The organism is Aeromicrobium sp. P5_D10 (assembly GCF_054049535.1).
Map to the genome: position 1 here is coordinate 535,726 of NZ_JBFUME010000003.1, position 18,053 is coordinate 553,778.

Annotated in this window: 17 protein-coding genes; 5 read left to right on the forward strand and 12 right to left on the reverse strand. The window is 65.4% G+C overall.

Features of this window, described 5'->3' with window-relative positions; genetic code table 11:
- Window position 1 precedes the first annotated feature (1 nt).
- From ACXJKC_RS07565 to eccD, 4 genes are all read right to left on the reverse strand, one after another.
- Entirely contained in the window at window positions 2-670 is a 669-nt protein-coding gene (locus ACXJKC_RS07565; RefSeq protein WP_456696077.1) for an SAF domain-containing protein, read from the reverse strand.
- A 121-nt stretch (window positions 671-791) separates the two neighbouring features.
- Window positions 792-1,142: a hypothetical protein gene (locus ACXJKC_RS07570; RefSeq protein WP_456696078.1), complete on the reverse strand. Its 351-nt coding sequence runs from the start codon at window positions 1,140-1,142 to the stop codon at window positions 792-794.
- The gene (locus tag ACXJKC_RS07575) at window positions 1,139-2,278 is read right to left on the reverse strand and encodes a hypothetical protein (protein WP_456696079.1); all 1,140 of its coding nucleotides are present in this window, start codon (window positions 2,276-2,278) and stop codon (window positions 1,139-1,141) included. The genes ACXJKC_RS07570 and ACXJKC_RS07575 overlap by 4 nt, the downstream gene beginning before the upstream one ends.
- Window positions 2,278-3,633 (reverse strand): type VII secretion integral membrane protein EccD, encoded by a 1,356-nt coding sequence (eccD, locus tag ACXJKC_RS07580; protein ID WP_456696080.1) that lies wholly within the window; start codon window positions 3,631-3,633, stop codon window positions 2,278-2,280. The genes ACXJKC_RS07575 and eccD overlap by 1 nt, the downstream gene beginning before the upstream one ends.
- A gap of 206 nt (window positions 3,634-3,839) precedes the next feature.
- Between eccD and eccCa the strand changes: the two genes are divergently transcribed.
- Entirely contained in the window at window positions 3,840-7,715 is a 3,876-nt protein-coding gene (gene eccCa, locus ACXJKC_RS07585; protein ID WP_456696081.1) for a type VII secretion protein EccCa, read from the forward strand.
- A 54-nt stretch (window positions 7,716-7,769) separates the two neighbouring features.
- Here the strand turns inward: eccCa and ACXJKC_RS07590 are convergent, their stop codons facing one another.
- Window positions 7,770-8,078: a hypothetical protein gene (locus ACXJKC_RS07590; RefSeq protein WP_456696082.1), complete on the reverse strand. Its 309-nt coding sequence runs from the start codon at window positions 8,076-8,078 to the stop codon at window positions 7,770-7,772.
- Entirely contained in the window at window positions 8,075-8,431 is a 357-nt protein-coding gene (locus ACXJKC_RS07595) for a hypothetical protein (RefSeq protein WP_456696083.1), read from the reverse strand. Before ACXJKC_RS07595 ends, ACXJKC_RS07590 begins: the two co-directional genes overlap by 4 nt.
- 152 nt (window positions 8,432-8,583) lie before the next feature.
- Between ACXJKC_RS07595 and ACXJKC_RS07600 the strand changes: the two genes are divergently transcribed.
- A complete protein-coding gene (locus ACXJKC_RS07600; RefSeq protein ID WP_456696084.1) occupies window positions 8,584-9,219 on the forward strand; it encodes a hypothetical protein in 636 nt (211 codons plus the stop codon).
- Window positions 9,220-9,240: 21 nt separating this feature from the next.
- On the opposite strand, the gene ACXJKC_RS07605 is transcribed toward ACXJKC_RS07600, so the two are convergent.
- On the reverse strand, window positions 9,241-9,582 hold the full coding sequence (locus ACXJKC_RS07605; protein WP_456696085.1) for a hypothetical protein: 342 nt from the start codon (window positions 9,580-9,582) through the stop codon (window positions 9,241-9,243).
- 16 nt (window positions 9,583-9,598) lie between these two features.
- Entirely contained in the window at window positions 9,599-12,004 is a 2,406-nt protein-coding gene (locus ACXJKC_RS07610) for a DUF6571 family protein (RefSeq protein WP_456696086.1), read from the reverse strand.
- A 209-nt stretch (window positions 12,005-12,213) separates the two neighbouring features.
- Here ACXJKC_RS07610 and ACXJKC_RS07615 point away from each other — a divergent pair, with 209 nt between their 5' ends.
- Both ACXJKC_RS07615 and ACXJKC_RS07620 read left to right on the forward strand, forming a co-directional pair.
- Window positions 12,214-12,807 (forward strand): HAD family hydrolase, encoded by a 594-nt coding sequence (locus ACXJKC_RS07615; RefSeq protein WP_456696087.1) that lies wholly within the window; start codon window positions 12,214-12,216, stop codon window positions 12,805-12,807.
- A gap of 121 nt (window positions 12,808-12,928) precedes the next feature.
- Window positions 12,929-14,791, forward strand: coding sequence for an acyl-CoA dehydrogenase (locus tag ACXJKC_RS07620; protein WP_456696088.1), 1,863 nt, complete (start codon window positions 12,929-12,931; stop codon window positions 14,789-14,791).
- Between the two features lie 64 nt (window positions 14,792-14,855).
- On the opposite strand, the gene ACXJKC_RS07625 is transcribed toward ACXJKC_RS07620, so the two are convergent.
- The gene (locus ACXJKC_RS07625) at window positions 14,856-15,266 is read right to left on the reverse strand and encodes a DoxX family protein (protein ID WP_456696089.1); all 411 of its coding nucleotides are present in this window, start codon (window positions 15,264-15,266) and stop codon (window positions 14,856-14,858) included.
- A gap of 99 nt (window positions 15,267-15,365) precedes the next feature.
- Here ACXJKC_RS07625 and ACXJKC_RS07630 point away from each other — a divergent pair, with 99 nt between their 5' ends.
- The gene (locus ACXJKC_RS07630; RefSeq protein WP_456696090.1) at window positions 15,366-15,884 is read left to right on the forward strand and encodes a hypothetical protein; all 519 of its coding nucleotides are present in this window, start codon (window positions 15,366-15,368) and stop codon (window positions 15,882-15,884) included.
- Window position 15,885: 1 nt separating this feature from the next.
- Here ACXJKC_RS07630 and ACXJKC_RS07635 read toward each other — a convergent pair whose 3' ends face one another.
- From ACXJKC_RS07635 to ACXJKC_RS07645, 3 genes are all read right to left on the reverse strand, one after another.
- Complete coding sequence (locus ACXJKC_RS07635; RefSeq protein WP_456696091.1) at window positions 15,886-16,713, reverse strand: DUF4344 domain-containing metallopeptidase; 828 nt, start codon at window positions 16,711-16,713, stop codon at window positions 15,886-15,888.
- A gap of 46 nt (window positions 16,714-16,759) precedes the next feature.
- The gene (locus ACXJKC_RS07640) at window positions 16,760-17,062 is read right to left on the reverse strand and encodes an HNH endonuclease signature motif containing protein (RefSeq protein ID WP_456696092.1); all 303 of its coding nucleotides are present in this window, start codon (window positions 17,060-17,062) and stop codon (window positions 16,760-16,762) included.
- A gap of 76 nt (window positions 17,063-17,138) precedes the next feature.
- A complete protein-coding gene (locus ACXJKC_RS07645) occupies window positions 17,139-17,933 on the reverse strand; it encodes a DUF222 domain-containing protein (protein WP_456696093.1) in 795 nt (264 codons plus the stop codon).
- Window positions 17,934-18,053 lie beyond the last annotated feature (120 nt).

The following is an 18,053-nucleotide window of genomic DNA, read 5'->3' on the forward strand; positions in this document are numbered from 1 at the left end:
GTCAGCTCCCGCAGGTCTTCTGGACGCTGGCTGCCCCTTCGCCGATCAGCGCGGGCGTCACCGACGAATCCTCGATCCCCTGCGAGACGACCGAGAGGCACGACAGGTCGATCGACACGACGATCGACACTTCGTCGCTGCCGGACCCGCCGATGGATCCGCTCTTCTGCTCCCCGACCGAAACCAGTTCGGCGTAGACCATCTGGCGAGGACCGCCGTCGGATGAGCCGACGTTGAGCGCCAATCGGTCGCCGGACCTCAGGCCACGGATGAACGGCGACGCGTCGACCGCGACGGTCAGGCGCGTCTGCCCCTTCGCTACGCCCGATTCGTCGGAGATCATGGTCCGCATCACGATCGTGCCCTCGACGAGGCGCGCGGCCGCGGTCTTGCCGACGATGCTGTCGGCATCTTCGAACGGCACTCCTCCGCTGAACCCTTCGGGCAGGCTCACCCGGGTCAGATCATCTGAGGAGATCGTCGCACCCTGGGCGATCTCCGAGCCGACCTGCACGAAGGAGGACCGGTTGCCCGACTGGATCGCGAGCCATGCCGACGCCAATGCGCCGCCGACGATCAGCAGAACTGCCAAGCCGATGAGCGCCGGACGGGATTCACGCGTCGACGGCAGTCGCGAGACCGAAGCCGGAGTCGCAGTGGATCGAGCCATGTAGGACAACCTCTCGGGATGTTTTCAGGGGTCACCCGGATGAGGATCCGTCCCCCGACAGTGGATCAGTGACACACGGTACACGCGGAGCGGGAGTTCGCTCTTGTGCGCACGTGCCGGCTCACGGCGGACTGCCGGTCGTGCCGGGCTTCGCGGGAGCAGAAGTCGCGGGCCGGTCGCGCTGGCGCTGCTCGTCCTTCTCGTTCTGCGATGTCTTCTTGAACGCCTCGGTCACCGCCAGTCCGGCGAGGATCACCGCGACCACGATGATGCCGACCACGACGGCCGGCCAGATACGCGGATGATCGCGCCACGTGCGGCGGCTGCCGTGCAACAGCGCCGAACGCAGCTGACGTCGGCGCATCGCGTCGGCTTCGAGCACGTAACGCTCGGCATTCGGCGTGTTTCGCATGGCCGACCGAGGCCCGCCGGAGACCGGTCGACCCGATGTCGGTCCGCCCGCCTCACTCATCGACGAGCGCTCCGCAAGGCGATGGCACCGGCGATCTTCAAGAACGACTCACGCGTCGCAGGCGCGACATGTGCCGGATCGTAGGAATTGCCGGCCTGCAGATGCGGATCCGGAGGAACCACGACAGTCGAGGTCGACAGACCCTGAGACCCCGCGGTCGCCCGAACCGCTTCGCGATATGACTGCTCGTACGGGCACACCACGACGTGGACCGCGCACGCCGCAGCGACTGGGTTGACCGATTTGACCCGTTCGAGTGCGCTGCGCAACGCGGCGACGCCGAGCGCGCCCGGACCGGTCACGATGACGGCCTGGTCGGCCCGGGCCAGCGCCGCATGGCCGCCCTCTCCGGCATCGTCGCCGACATCGAGCAGGTTGAACGTGTGATCGGCACGCAGCCGGTCGAGGGTTCCCGCGATGTCTGCGCGGGTCAGGCCTCGGTCCCAGCCTGCGCCGTCGACCAGACCCAGTCCGCTGGGTGCACGCGGCGGTGTCGTGACCTCCACCTCGGCCATGAGCGAAGCGATGCTGCGCGGGTCATCAGCACCGAAGACATCGCCCAGCGAGGCGGTGCCCTGTTGGACGTCGACGACAACCGAATGGTCCTCGCGCAACGCCATGAACGCGGTGCCAGCACCGACGGCGACAGTCGTACAGCCGACCCCGCCCTTGCCGGCAACGAATGCGACGATGCGGCGGTCGGTCTGGCGTTGACGCACCGCGTCGATGATCTGCCGTTCGGTCTGCACCGTCACGGCAGCATCCGGGGTGACCAGACCACGGCCGACCGTCCGCAACAGCCGTCCAGGTTGACGTGACGGCGCCTGTGGCACCGATGTCCCGACCAACTGGCGTTCGAGCTCGGACGGCTCGGGCGCTGAGACATCGGTCTCCGGCTGCTGGTCGTGTTCGACCGTGGAGTCGTCGAGTTCGGGCCTCAGGAAGACAACCGGCGCTCGCCCTTCCAGGTCTTCGGCATCCGTTGCGGGACGTCGCGGCGCCTGCGGCTCGCCGAGCCCCAGACTTCGCGGATCGATGCCCATCCGGGCGAGATCTGCCGCGGCGCCCTGGGCCTGATTGCGATCGCGGATCGCCGGATCGACTCCGTCCTCGTCCCGCGTTTCGTCATCTGCCATCAGAAGATCCCCCCGATCCGCTCATAGACGCCGACCGCTCCGAACAGCACGACCAGCAGGTCGACCACGACGAGGAATTCGACGATGTTCAAGACTCGCTTGACCCGTGCACGGGTGATGTCCGACATCGGCGCGGAGGCCACGCCGAGTGCCGCAAGCATCGCAACGGCGACGCCGACAGCGAGCCAGGGTGCGATATCGGGCTGATCGATCGCGAAGTGACCCGCCACGAACACGATCACGAGAAGGCCCGCAGTACGAAGCGGAAGCATATGAGGTGTGCGCGAGAACAATCGCGAACGCAGCGTGGCGGCGGCCGCCAGGCTTAACGCCAACGTGCGGTCCCACGGCTCATCGGACAGGTCGAGAGCGATGCCTCCCCACACGATGACCAGCGCGATGCCGATCAGCGAGCCGACCAAGACGGCATTGCTCGCCCGGTAGCGGGCCTGCAAGGCGGCGAGATCGAGCCGCCCGACGTGCCGGACCCGGTAGTCGGCGCTTGCGACACCGCCCACCGACAGCGAGATCAGCGGGATCGAACCGACCGCCAGCAAGGCGAGTACCGGCAGGATCCGGGTCGCCTGCTCGACCGGAGCCGCGGTCCAATCCACGACCGCGTGGCTCAGACCCACCACGAGAATGACTGCCGCCGCCGCGAGATGTCCGGTCGCCGCGGGTGTCAGCAGCCGCGCCACTCCTGCCGCGACTGCGACAGCGATCACCGCGAACGCCAGGATCTCCCAGCCCGCAACATCGGCCTCGACCCCGATCGAGCCGCCGAGGATCGCGGCCCAGACCAGCGCGGCGACAGCGGCGATCTGGCTGTCCAGGCTCCTGGCGAGAGTCGCCGCCCACCAGGTCGCGAACAGCAGGACCGCGAGAGTAACCGCCGCCGGAGCCGGATCGGCCACACCTGCCAACGACGAGTCGGCGTCGCTCCGGCCTGCCAGCCAGGCGGCGACGCCCAGGATCGTCAGCAGCGCCGAGCCGAGAAGCACCGAGAACGATCGGGTCGTCAGTGTCGACCACACCCCACCCGAGGCGTCGACGCTGTCCTCGACCGTGTCGCGGACGTCCTCGACCGTCGCCGGCCGGACGTCCTCGGTCTGCGCACGCAACTCGAGCACATCGCCATCGAGGATCCCGGCATCGCCCAGCGTCTGCGACAGGGCGAGTGAGGCTCCACCGACATGGCCCAAGGTCCAGGCCGTCGGCGCCCCCACCGTGGCATCGGGGGCTGCGTACCGCATGACCTGCGGCAGCACATCTGCCAACGGCAGACCGCTCGGCAGGGCCAGGTCGATCGTGCGATCGGACGTCACAACCGTGACTCGGCTGTACGCAGTCTGCACCGGCTTCACCCCCGTGTGGCCTCATATCGTGGCCGTGCGGCCACAGGTCGCGGGCGCCGTACCGGTTGCGAGCATATCGTTGGTTCCGCAACCTCACACGACACGAGGGACTTCGGGGGAAAATGAGCACCACATTGGTGAAGCGTCCTGCGCGCATCACACCGCCCAGCGCGCAAACGAGCCCGCTGGCGATCGAGGCTCCACCCATGCGCGGTCAAGCTGCTCCCGCGATGGCCGGCGCGAGCATGATGATGATGCCGATCATGAGCGGCACGGGTTCGGTGGCGGTCGCCATCACGCAACAGGGCCGCCCCATCGTGGCGGTCGCGGCGATGTTGGCCCTGGTCGGCTCGATCGCGATCGGTGCCGTGATGATGATCAGCCAGCGCAGCGGCACGAAACGCCAAGTTCGCGAAGGACGCGAGCGCTACCTCGACTACATCGAAGAGCTACGTCATACGGTCCGTGACCAGATCGCCGAGCAGCGGGCCGAGCAGTCGTGGCGACATCCCCGGACCGACGAGTTGCTCGACATCGGCCGCGATCACGCGCGCAGGTGGGAGCGTCGGCCCTCACATTCGGACTTCCTGTCGGTACGGCTCGGTACCGGCGAGGTGCCATTGGCCTCCGGTCTGACCCTCGACGCCGACACCGGGCCGCTGAACGACTTCGATCCGGTGTGCCTGCAAGCCGCCCAGGAGCTGATCGAACGGTACGCCTTGTTGCGCGACCAGCCGATCGTGCTCGACCTGGCCGGGATCGGACAGACCAGTGTCATCGGTCGCGCTCCGTTGCGCCGCGCGCTCGCCGGCAATATCGCGCTGCAGCTCGCCGTACTGCACAGCCCGAACGACCTCGAGATCTCCGTCGTCCGCTCCGACGAGACCGCCGCGGAGTGGGACTGGGTCAAATGGCTCCCCCACGTCCAGTCCGTCAGCACGCTCGACGGGGATCTGCCGTCACGGCGGGTCGAGACCAGCGTCCAGGCGATGGCCGAGCTGCTCGCACCCGAACTGGAAGCACGGCTCGACAAGCTCCAGCGGGCCCGCGGGAACACCGCCAATATCGGCGCCCACCTCGTGGTCATCGTCGATGGCGAAGGGCTACAGTCCGACCACCACCTGTCGTCCCCCGATCCCCAGGTGCCGCTTGCCGCGCTGGGCGTCCACGTCATCTCGCTGCTCGACTCGCCACGCAACGAGCCCGAATCCGTGCAGGAGCGGATCCAGATCGGCGACGACGGATCGGTGCAGTCGGCCTCACGGACCGCATCGTTCACGTTGGACATCCCCCCGGCCGGTCTGACCTCGACGATCGGCCGCGTGTTGTCATCCCTGCGTCTCACCGTCGAGGACGTCGGCGACGACGACCTGACCGACACGGTCGGCCTTCCGGAGATCCTCGGCGTCAGCGATCCGGCCAAGCTCGACCTGTCACGTACGTGGCGGCCACGGGCGCTGCGCGACCTGCTGCGGGTGCCGATCGGCGTCGGGGCCACCGGCAACACCGTGCAGCTCGACCTCAAGGAATCGGCGCATGGCGGCATGGGGCCGCACGGGCTGGTCGTCGGAGCCACCGGCTCGGGCAAGTCTGAGATGCTCCGCACACTCGTCAGCTCGCTGGTCATCGGCCACGGCCCCGACCGGCTCGCGCTGATGCTCGTCGACTTCAAGGGCGGTGCGACATTCGCCGCGATGGAGAACATCCCACACATCGCCGGCATGATCACCAATCTGCAGGACGACCTGACCCTCGTCGACCGGATGCGCGATGCGCTCTACGGAGAGATGCAACGCCGCCAGGAGATCCTCAAGGAGGCCGGCAACCTGCCCAACGTCACGGCCTACCAGGACCGCATCGACGCAGGCGAGCCACTCGAACCGCTGCCCCACCTTTTGGTCATCGTCGACGAGTTCTCCGAGCTGCTGACCGCCAAGCCCGACTTCGCCGAGCTCTTCGTCGCCATCGGCCGCATCGGCCGATCCATCGGCGTGCACTTGCTTCTGGCCACCCAGAAGCTGGAGATGGGCAAGATCCGCGGGCTCGAGTCGCACCTGTCGTACCGGATCGGTCTGCGCACCTTTTCCGAGGGCGAGAGCCGCGACGCCATCGGCGTACCCGATGCCTATCACCTGCCTCCCGAGCCCGGCTCGGGCTACCTCAAGGTCGACACCACGGTTTTCGACCGGTTCAAGGCCGCGCTGGTCTCCTCGCCGTACGTCCCTCCGAGCGAAGGCCCCAAGACGACTGTCCCGGTAGTCCCCTACGTCGCGGTCAACGGCCTCGGCGCATGGCTCGCGATACAGGCCACCGCCGCGAAACAGGGCGAGACCGTCGAAGACACGGCCCACAGCTCACCGTCCAGCACGACGGTTCTCGACGTGCTCTGCGACCAGATGGCGAAATCGGGCTATCAGAAGGTCCGACCCGTGTGGCTCGAACCGCTGCCCGAACGGCTCCCGCTCGGCGGCCTGCTCGTGGACGACACCCCGGCACCCGGCTCCTTGTCGGCGACCCTGGGTTTGGTCGACGATCCCACGCACCAGGCACAGTTCCCGCTGGAGTGGGACTTCACGGGCGCACGTGCCAACATGCTCGTCGTCGGCTCTCCCTCGTCCGGCAAGAGCGTCCTGCTGGTCTCGATGATCACCTCCTTGGCGTGGGCCCATGCTCCGGGCGACGTCGTGTTCTATTGCATCGACTACGGCGGTGGGACGCTGCGCGGGGTCGAAGGCCTGGCGCACGTGGCATCCGTCGCCGGACGACTCGATGCCGAGCGGCGCTCCCGCACGGTCAACGACGTCCGCAGCCTCATCGACGAGCGTGAGCAGATGTTCCGCAACCACGACATCGACTCCATGAGCGGCTGGCGGCGCGCCCGGGCCGACGGGCGGCTGCCGGCAGATGTACCCGGCGACATCTTCCTGGTCATCGACGGATGGGGAATCCTCCGCGACGAGGACGACGCCATGGACTGGGCTGTCGCCGACATCGCCGCGCGGGGACCTGCGTACGGAGTCCACGTCGTCCTCACCGTGACCCAGTCCATGCAGGTCCGCATCCGGATGCAGCCCGCGTTCGGCGGACGCATCGAGATGCGACTCACCGACGTATTCGACAGCGAATTCGGCCGTGAGCTGATGAAACAGATCCCCGTGGACGCGCCCGGCCGCGGTCTATCCGACGTCGGCGGTACCGCGCACCAGTTCCAGACTGCGCTGCCCACGGCCGATCCCGATGGGGATCTGACCGACCTGCAGACAATGCTCGGGGAATGGGTGACGCAGATCAACGAGCGGTGGCCCGACCGTCAGGTCTCCCGTGTGCAGACTCTCCCCGAGACGGTCTGGATCGACGAGCTCGATCAGACCGACCTCAGCCCGTGGGAGGTGCCGGTCGGATTCTCAGAGCTCAACCTCGGAACCGCGAGCGTGGAATTCGCCGACACAGCCCCTCACCTCCTGGTCTACGGCGACAATCAGACCGGCAAGAGCACGTTGTTGCGCACCCTGGTGCAGGGGATCGTGGCCGGGCGATCGGCCGACGAGGTCGGCATCGTCTTCATCGATCACCGCCGCTCACTCATGGGCAGCATCCCGGACGAGTACCAAGTCGCGTATGGCATGTCGTCCGACCAGAGCAGCAGCATCGCAGCCTCGATCGCGCAATCCTTGCGCGAGCGGCTGCCCGGACCTGATGTGACACCGGAACAACTGCGCAACCGCAGCTGGTGGTCCGGCCTCGAGCTCTTCGTCGTGGTCGACGACTACGACCTCGTGTCCACGTCGAGCGGCAACCCGCTCCAACCCTTCATCGACCTCGTCGCCCAGGCATCCGATCTCGGGTTCCACCTGATCATCGGTCGACGCATCGGTGGTCTGGCCAGAGCCATGCACGAGCCGCTACTTCAACGCCTGGCCGACATCTCCACCCCCGGCATCATCTTCTCCGGCGATCCGATGGAGGGGCGGCTCATCAACGGCGTCGCCGCCCGTCGGCTGCCGGAGGGCCGTGCGCTCTTCGTCAGTCGCGACGGCCGGTCTTCGCAAGTGCAGGTTGCGCGACCGCGCGACGACGGCTGATACGACGAACTGCCACGACCGGACGGTCGTGGCAGTTCGAGACTTGGCGCGAAATCAGCTGGGTGCGAGACCCCGGCGTACGACGTTCATCGTCGCCTGGGTGTCACCGCCCACGTTCTGCAGGCTTGTGCCATGTGTGCGTAGATCCTGAATGTGCTGGTCGATCAGCTCATTGGCCTTGGCCTTGACGGCCGCGACCTCATCGCTACCCACGCCGCCGTCAAAGTTGGAGATGGCGGTGTCGATGTGAGCGGCCAGCTCGGCGCGGTAGGAGTCGGTGTTGCCACCATGACTCTTCAGCGCACCGGCACCCTCTTCAAGGACACCAAGGTCGAAAGTCGTCCGTCCTCCGGTCATCGTCACGCACCCCCGCCGAAGTTGATGGAACGTACTGCCGAGCCGGTCGACTCCGCGGAACCGAAGGACGCCTGCTGTGTGCCGGAGCTGGTCTCGTCATGGTCGAGAACCTGCTTGTTGGCGCGTACCGACGACACTGCGTGCTCGACAATGCGCTTGGCGATCTCACCGTGGTTGACGGCGTGCTGGCCCGAGATGTTCTGATGCTTACCGCCGGCCTGACCCGAGAAGCCCCGCGTCATGCCTTCCATCTGAGCAGCATGGTTCTTGGCGCCGGATATCTGCTCTTCGGCATTGCCCTCGTACTTGCCGCCAGCGCGCGCCAGAGCGCCGCTGTCGTTGAGATTGAGCTTTCCCATTGGTGTCGTCCTCCCCGATATGAGTCACGTCTAGGATTTTCCCCCACCGTAATTGGTCTCGCCCGCCCTGTCACTCCCAGGGCCGTCGACCCCGACGGCATGCCGTTGTCGACGCCCGAACCGGCATTGCCAGGATGTGTCAGGATGTTGGCATGAGAATCCATCGGGGGATGGCCGCTGTGGCCACGCTGACCCTGGCACTCATGACCACCGCGTGCACCAGTGATGACAAGCCCGACCCGAAACCCACCACGACCGCGCCGTCCAGCGCTTCGCCGACGCCCGCCCAGGCTTCGGTGGACCCGGCAGCCGAGTCCGTCCCGCTCGCCGGCAACGCCGACGTCCCGATCGAGTGGGCATTGGACGACGTCAACGGCAGCGATCCCGTAGTCGATGTCGCCCGCCGAACCATCGGCTTGCTCATGCTGGTCTCGTCTTCTCCGGAGTGGTCGGACGAGGCCAAGCTCGGGCCGGCCATCGACGCGCTGTCCACCGACGACTCGAAGGTAGGCGAGCAGCTGCGCGGCCAGCGGGTCACCAAGACCCCGCCCGACGCGGGGGATTCGGTCAGGATCCTCGTCCAGCCTCCGGTCGGAGACGGCGACCGGGCGACGGCGTGGCTGTGCATCGGTTACGACCCCACCAGCTCCGGGGTCAAGAGGGGCGTGCTCGCGAGCGTCAGCCTCGTGGTGAGCGACGGCCTCTGGAAGGCGACCGAATACAGCCTCGACCCCGAGGTCACATCAGACGTCGAGCCGTACTTCCAGCGCTGCCGCTCGCCGTTCTGAGCGGCCCCTGAACCTGCGCGATCAGACCGGGACGCGGCCGTTGATGGGCCGCACCGCCGGGGGAACCTGTGTGTTGGCGCCCTCTGCGTCGTTCTGCTCCAGGGACGTCGCGGCGTTGACGGTGTTGGAACCGAGGTTTTCGACGTCAGTGCCCATCTTGGTGAACTTCGGCACCCAGGTCGATGCGAACGTCTCGATCGCTGTGCCCAGTCCCGACGGATCGTCCTTGAGCGCCGACTTGGCATTGTCGAGGGCGGACTTGGACTCGCTGCCGATCGTCCCCCAGCCGTCGGCTGTTGCAGCCGTCCTGGTTCCAGCGTCGCGCACCGTGCCGGTGTCGGCGGAAACTCGTGTGTCACCCATCAGGATCCTCCGGGGTTCAGTGGGACTTGAGGTTGGTCTTGGTGCTGTCGAACGCCTGCGAGTACGCATCGCGGGCGTCCTGCCCGAACTGCGTGAAGTACCTCGCCATCGCAGGGTTGTCGCGCACGCCGTCGTTGAAGATCGCCTGGTCCTGCGCCGTCCAGTCACCGAGCGGCTTGGGACTGCCGTCAGCCGACCGCGGTATGTCATTGCCGAACTGAGCCATGTCTTTGTCGCTCAGCGTGGCGTACAGCGTCATCTCGGCTGTCGACTGAACGTGGTTCTCCGAACCCGAATGCAGACTGCCGATGAGCTGGTTCGCGACGTCGGTCGTGTCGATGTGCTCCGACTCCTTGAGGGCGTCGAGGTAGGCGTCGACCCCCATGCCGGCGATGTCTCCACCGACCGGAAGCTTGTCGAACGGCAGCTGGTCGGCGAAGAAGCCGATGATCTTGTACTTGGAGTCGACACCGTCGTTGTGCTCCTTGTCCGACTCCTGGTGGTTCTGGAACGTCTGCTCGCTCGAACCGTAGTCGAGCGCGCCGAGGACGTGCCCGAGTGGCGTGTTGACGTTGGAGTCGATCGCCGCGATTCGGTCGTCGAGCGTCCCGTCGAGGCCCGCGTAGTGCTGGTAGGCGGCCTGCATATAGAGGCCCTCGGCGGCCGTGAGGTGGGTCGACGCATCGCCGTCCTTGCCGATCTGGGAGAGGAACATCTCGAGGGCGATGTCATCCTTCGAGCTGAAACCAGGGTCGTACTGGACGCCGTTCATGACCGGGTCGATGTCGCCGTCGGCGCCGGCGCCGCCGTCACCGATGAACGCTGAATTGACGGCTCCGATGTGCTGGGTCGCCATATCGGCGAAGTCATCGCGCAGATCGCCGAACTTGTCGCTGTCGCCCTTGGAGACCTCATAGACGATGTCGCCGAACAAGGTCGCCGACGCCTGGTCACCGCCACCGGTCGCAGCGGAGAGGGCCTTGCCGAGCGGATCCATCGCGTGGGTGTTGTTCTGTTCCTCCCACAGGTCCTTGTCGTAGTAGCCGTCTTCCTTGGCGCCATCGCCCATGTACGGCTGGTCGTTCGGCAGACCCCAATGGCGCTCGTTGAGGAGGTAACGGACCTTCTCGTTGTAGCCGTCAGTCTGATCGTGACCCTCTGAGCCGTCGTACGTGTAGTTGCGCGAGTCGGTGAAGAAGTCGTGCGAAGCCTGCGGATTGTTGCCGAGGGCCGTCATCAGGCCCTGCATCGGGTCGAAGCCTGCCGAGTGAGTCGAGCCCGTGCCGTCGGTCCAGTCGAGTCGGATGCCGTGGTCGCCGCGCAGGTTGGCGACGGTGTCCATCCACGGGCCACCGCCGTTCTCGCCGTCGCCCTTGTCGAAGTAGTACATCCCGTTGCCGACATCGGTCAGGAAGTCACTGCTGAACTCACCATTCTTGAGCAGCGGAGCCAGCACCTGGTAGCCGTAGAGCTCCGCGCCGTACTCGTAGTCGTCCTCGCCGGGCCACTTGATCGTGGACTTCTCCCGGCCAAGCTCGTTGAGCCGCTCGGTGAAGTCGGGGTCGAGCCGGTAGTCGTCGCGGGTCCCGGGCTCGTAGCCGTCCTGCCCACCCGTCGCCGTGCCCAAGGTGATGCCCAGGTTCTTCTGGAAGTCGGCGATGAGGTCGCCCAGCTCGTTGTCCTGCGGACCGCCGTCCTCGTTGCCGTAGGGATCGGGCTTGTCGTCGCTCTGCGACTGGGCCACGATCTGATTGAGCCGAAGCATCCCGTCGGGCCCGATCTTGTTCAGCAGCATCGCCGCGAACATCTGGTCCGTGCCGTACTTCTCGAGCAGGTCGACGAGCGGACCCAGCTCGGTCTTCAGGTCGGTGTACTTGCCGTCGTTGATCTGTTTGATCAGGGCATCGGCCTCGGTCACAGCCTGCTTGACGTTGTCCTCGTGCCACATCTGGCCGAACACCGTGAAGACCGGCGCGTTGGGGATCGCTCCGGCCTCTTTGGCCAATGCGATGTTCTCGTCCGTCGGACCGTCCTTGAACATCGCCGCTGCTTCGCTGAAGCCGTCGACGATGTCGGTCTCGTACGCCTCGCGGTAGGCCTGCTTGGCATTCGCCTCGTTCGTCTGCGTCGGCTGCCCACCGTCGGTGGCGTCAGGCACTTCGGCGTCTGCGGAGAAACCGGCGATCTTGGAGTTGAATTCGGTGATCTTCTTGACTGCGTAGTGAATCGGCACCGCCGACCAGGCCAGCTGCTTATTGCCCTCCTGCGCGGAGTCTCGAACGGGCTTGGGAGCCGCGCGCAGCTCGGGCGCACAGATGCCTTCCCAGGAGTCGACCGCAGGGTTGTAGGCCTTGTCGGTGATTTCCTTCTGATCGAGACACTTCGCAGCCTTCTGCTCCAGCGTCGTGGCAGAGGCTGTCATGGTGCCAGTCTCACCAGGATGCTTCTCGAACGGTAGCAACGCCATTGGCTCCCCCAAGCTCGGTAGCGGCGCAGCCAATCCATCGACTGCCACCCGGTCGAGGATAACCAGAACTCATGCGGACCTGCCACTCTCACGGCGGAGCGCGCGGCAGACCGGGTCAAAAGATGCAGCCGGGCGGGCTCGTGGCGGCGGATAGGGTCGACCGCGTGAATATCATCGGCTTCGACCTCGACATGACCCTGATCGACTCCCGGCCCGGCATCAAGGCGGTTTACGAACAGGTCATGATCGAGAGCGGTGCGCCGATCGACACCGATCTCGTGGTGTCGCGACTCGGACCGCCGGTCGAGTGGGAGCTCGAGCACTGGCTCCCCATCGAGGACGTCGCACACTGGGCCGATCGCTACCGCGAGCTCTACCCGGAGATCGCCCTGCCGCTGGTCGAGACCCTCCCCGGTGCCCGAGAAGCTGTCGAGGCCGCCAACCGGGCAGGACGGTCGATCCTGCTGACCGCCAAGCACGCGCCGAACGCCCGCCTTCACGTCGAGCGGCTCGGGCTACCGGTCGGCGAGGTGTTCGGCGACGCTTGGCGCGAGGCCAAGGGCGTCGTCCTGCGAGAGCAAGGCGCAACGACTTACGTCGGCGATCACGTGCACGACATGGACGCCGCCCGGCTCGCCGGGATCCCGGGTGTCGGTGTCACGACCGGGCCGAGCAGTGCCGACGAGCTTCGCGAAGCAGGCGCCGTGGCCGTGCTCACGACACTCGAGGACTTTCCCGCCTGGATCGGGGGTGTGTGACCACTCCGACAGGCCGATATCGGGGATTGACTTGTCTTAGCGTCAGCAGAGGCGGATACTTAAGTTACTTACGAGTAGCAAGCTGCTGACCGCAGCTGCCATCCCCCAAAGGACCTCTGGCATGAGCCACTACAAGAGCAACCTCCGCGACGTGGAGTTCAACCTGTTCGAACTCTTCGGCCGCCAGGACATCCTCGGCACCGGCCCTTTTGACGAGGTCGACACCGACACCGCGAAGAGCATCCTCGTCGAAATCGACCGCATCTCGCGCGAAGACCTCGCCGCGTCCTTCGAGGACGCCGACCGCAATCCGCCGGTCTACGATCCGGCCGCCAAGACCGTCACGATGCCCGATGCGTTCAAGAAGTCGTACGACACCTGGATGGCGGCCGAATGGTGGCGTCTGCAGGTTCCCGAGGAGCTCGGCGGCCAGCGCGCTCCGGCCTCGCTCGTGTGGTCGTCGTCCGAGTTCGTCCTCGGCGCCAACCCCGCAGTGTGGATGTTCGCCTGCGGCCCGGCATTCGCGCGCATCGTTTTCGAGAACGGCACCGAACGCGACAAGTTGATCGCCGGGCACATGGTCGACAGGCAGTGGGGCGCCACGATGGTGCTGACCGAGCCCGACGCCGGCTCTGACGTCGGCGCCGGCCGCACCAAGGCCTTCCCCAACGAAGACGGCTCGTGGAATATCGAGGGCGTCAAGCGATTCATCACCTCGGCCGAGCACGATATGGCCGAGAACATCATGCACCTGGTCCTGGCCCGTCCGCAGGGCGTCGAGGGCGTCGGCGGCCCCGGCACCAAGGGCCTGAGCCTGTTCCTGGTGCCGAAGTTCCACTTCGACCACGAGACCGGTGAACTGACCGGCGAGCGCAATGGCGCCTACGTGACCAACGTCGAGAAGAAGATGGGCATCAAGGTGTCCACGACGTGTGAGGTCACCTTCGGCGACGGCGCGCCGGCCCAGGGTTGGCTGCTCGGCGAGGTCCACGACGGCATCAACCAGATGTTCCGCGTCATCGAGAACGCCCGCATGATGGTCGGCGCCAAGGCCATCGCGACGCTGTCGACCGGCTACCTCAATGCACTCGACTACGCCAAGGAGCGCTTCCAGGGCGCCGACCTGACGCAGTCGTCCAACAAGGCAGCGCCCCGAGTCACGATCACCCATCACCCTGACGTCCGTCGCTCGCTGATGACTCAGAAGTCATTCGCCGAGGGCCTGCGCTCGCTCATGATCTACGCGGCGACCTGGCAGGACAACATCCAGATCAAGGAAGCCGCCGGCCAAGACGCCGCGATCGACGAAGCCATCAACGATCTACTGTTGCCGCTGGTGAAGGGCTACGGCTCTGAGCGTTCGTGGACGCTGCTCGGCACCGAGTCGCTGCAGACTTTCGGCGGATCGGGCTTCTTGCAGGACTACCCGCTCGAGCAGTACGTCCGCGACGCCAAGATCGACACGCTGTACGAAGGCACCACGGCGATCCAGGGCCAGGACCTGTTCTTCCGCAAGATCGTCAAGGACAAGGGCCAGGCACTCGGCTATCTGTCGAACGAGATCGACACCTTCGCCAAGAGCGAGGCCGGCAACGGACGACTCAAGATCGAGCGCGAGCTGCTCGCCAAGGGCCTCGAAGACGCCCAAGCGATCATCGGCGCGGCGTTCACCGATCTGATGGCGGCCAATCCGGCCGACGCCAACGGCGACATCAAGAACATCTACAAGGTTGGTCTCAACACAACCCGCCTCGTATATGTCCTGGGTGACCTGGTCGTGTCGTGGCTGCTGCTGCGCGGCGCCGAGGTGGCCCTCGCCAAGCTTGGCACCGAGGTCTCGGCGGCCGATAAGGCCTTCTACGAGGGCAAGGTCGCCGCGGCGTCCTTCTTCGCTCGCAATGTGCTGCCGGGCCTGGCCGCCGAGCGCGCGATCGCCGAGAACATCGACGGCTCGCTCATGGAACTCGACGAAGCAGCGTTCTGAGCCGATCCGCTTACCAAAGCCCCCGCATCCCGTCTTCGGGCTGCGGGGGCTTTGCTGTGAGGATCTACCAGTTGATCAGGGCGTCGGTCAGCGTGTAGGGAGCGAAATCCGAGGACAGCACCGTGAAGATCACCAGCGCGCCGCCGGCCAGCGCGATGTCCTTGTTGAAGGCGACCATCTCCATCTGCTTGGCCTGTGGATCGCTCTCCTTCCAGAAGGCGTGCATCATGACCGCAGTGATGACTAGGAGGATCGCGAGACCCAGGGACCCGATATCACCCCAGATGCCCAGGAGCACCGAGACGCCTCCGGCGATGAGTGCGATACCGCTGACCTGGACCATCACCTTGGCACTGCCCACTCCGCGCGATTGGGCGTATCCGGCCATGGCTTCCGTGGCCATCAGATGGCCGACGCCAGAGCCGATCATGAGGTAGACGAACAGGATTCGACCGATCAGGAAAACCTCATCCATGACGATGACCTCCAATAGATGATTGTTCAATCATGTTCGCGCGCCCCTACCGGTACGTCAAGGCAGTGCTGCCGTGACCGCCTGTGCGAAAGTTGACCGGTGAGACTGACCAATCCGCTCTGGTACCTCGCTGCCTTCCTGATCGCGCTGGGCAGCGCCATGGCCGGCACGGCTGTTGCCGCGACGGCGTTCGACCCCGTGCGCAACGCGACAGTGACCGCGACGAGCGAACGCGTCGACGCGGCCGGCAAGTCTCTCGCGGTCTTCACCAACGACGAAGAACACGGTGACATCGCCTGTCGCGCCCGCGATCGCGACAAGAACCGGATCGAGATCCCGCAGAAGCTCATCGGTGTGACAACCAAGAATCAAGGCGAGACCTGGTACCTCATCGCGATGCTCAAAGACGGGCAGGATGACCTGAAGGTCTCCTGCTCGCCGACAAGCAAGCGGCCAGACACGGCCGGCTATGCCTACGCGACCGTGACCGGCTACTCCTCGGCCGCCAACAACGGCCGTGGGATCGCGATACTCGGAGCAAGCGCAGGTGTGCTGCTCGGCGGCTATGTCTACTGGTGCCGGCGCCGCGGCAAGCGGGAAGCCGCGGTCGACGCCTGACTCAGCGCAGGGCGCCGGCTTGACCCAATAGCCGGTGCCAGCCGTCTCGGAGATCCTGCCATTCCTCCCAGCAGTACTCGGCCCGCGCCTTGGTCAGACCCTTCCTGGAGAGGAGGTGGGCCGAGTCACGTTTCTTGGTGCCGTAGACGTAACACTGGTAGTTGATGGCCCGCTGGGCGTCGCTCGCGTGCTCATCGGACGACTCGTGCTCGAAGGCCGCCGCGCTGAGTTCGTAGCCGTACGCCGCCGACTCGAGATCGTCTAGACCCGTCGGCCCGCGACGCACCGACATATAGGACGAGAACTGATCGGCGACGTCCTCCTCACGCCCGGTGAACGCGATCGCGTAGACGTGCAGCAGGGCGTGCGCCGCCTCGTGGTTGACGAGGTCGACGAGGATTCCACGTTCGACCAGTGCGCGCTCACCAGGGGAATCGTCCTGCAGCAACTCTCGGACCTGCACGACATCCTCGAGACAGACCTGTATCTCGCGCTTCGACGGCTCGTAGGACGATCCCTCATCACATGTCCGCACCACGACCGCAACGTCCGTGGGCAGCTGCACGCGCTCGTTGAGTCGTTCGACGGCACGCCTGATGTCGCCGGTCGCCTCCACTTCGCGACTGACCTTGAGCATCGACTTGGCGCGAGGTGGCTCGATCGTGAAGACGAACTGTCCGTGATTGTCCTCCGACGGCTCGCCGAGCTCGGTCAAAGCACCCAGACCACATCCCGAAAGACCCAGCGCGAGCGCGAGCGCGGGCAGGGATCGGGTCAACCGCTTGGCGAGCATGAACGAGAGGCTATCGGCGCGGCGAGCCGTTACCATGTGGGACTCCCACAGACACCGCCGTGTAGCCGCCGGACTTGGGGTGTCAGGCGGCCGGCCGGTGGCCGGTTTGTCGTCGCCTGCGGCGGCGTAGCAGTTTGCCCTGGTTATTGGTGAACACGAACCCATCAACCGCGTTACCGGTGATGTTCAAGAACCCCCGATGCAACAGATGATGACACCGGGTACACAACCCGATCAGCAGATCCAGATCAGTCGAACCGCCCCGGGACCAGAACACGGTGTGATGCGTGGCCGCGCTCCGCGCGAGGTGCGCGCTCGTTCCTCGCACACACCTGCAGCTTCGCTGCAGCCACTTGTCTCGCTTCGCTCGACCTATGGTCACCACGATGGGTCAATTCAGACCTGCCGGTCGCCGTCCTTCATCACAAACGCCGTCAGATCAGACACACACAACAAATACATCAGCAGATTTGGGCCAATAGCCCCATGCCCAGCCAACTTCGCTGGCTCTGTCGGAGGCATCCGATCCGGCGCCACCCACGGATTCTCCTATCAGCAGGCAAACCCCCACCCAGAATCCGCGACAACACATCATCCAAACCCTGMACSCGYCGYTSCGAMCCCGWRCGTGTGTCGTCCTTATCCCTTGGCGCGGACACCGAATCAAGGACCTTCTTGAGCTTCGCGCCCGTCACAGTGTTCAAAAACCCACTGACATGCCARCCRTCTGGGACAGCGGAAACTTGGAAGTCTTCCTTGTCCATCCCGTTATTCCACGCCTCATCCAAATCCTCGGGATAAAGCCGGTCACGCAAATGCTTCACGACCTCAAACARYTCACCCGGAGCATTCTCAACAGCGACTTGGACCAACACGTCCTCGAACTCACGCATCGGCTCCAACCCAATGTGCTTGAGCCCATACGCGAACACCTGCACATGCGCCGCACTGATCCGACCAGCCAACGCCGCCTCAGCCACCAACGGAAGATCACGCAGCACCACCGAATTCTTCACAAGAATCGACGCCTGCCGCGCATTCATCCGCAACTGATTACGCACCCACGCATTCAACGTCGACGCACCATCAACCTCATAGCTTTTGGTGGACTCAATCTCCGCCAAACACGCGGACTGAGCAGCATCCAACGAATCTTGAGCGGCCTTGATCGCCAACGACCGATCCCGTGGATCACCCCCAACGCTCAACGCCTGCGCAGCAGTGCGCATCGCGTCGATCGTGGGTGCCGGATTCATACTTCAAACCTAGGCACCGCCTCCGACACCCCATTTCGTGCTGGACTGCTTTATCCACAGCCCACTAGCAGACCGCGATACACCGCCAAGCAGACTCGTACACCTGCAAACAACCCGACT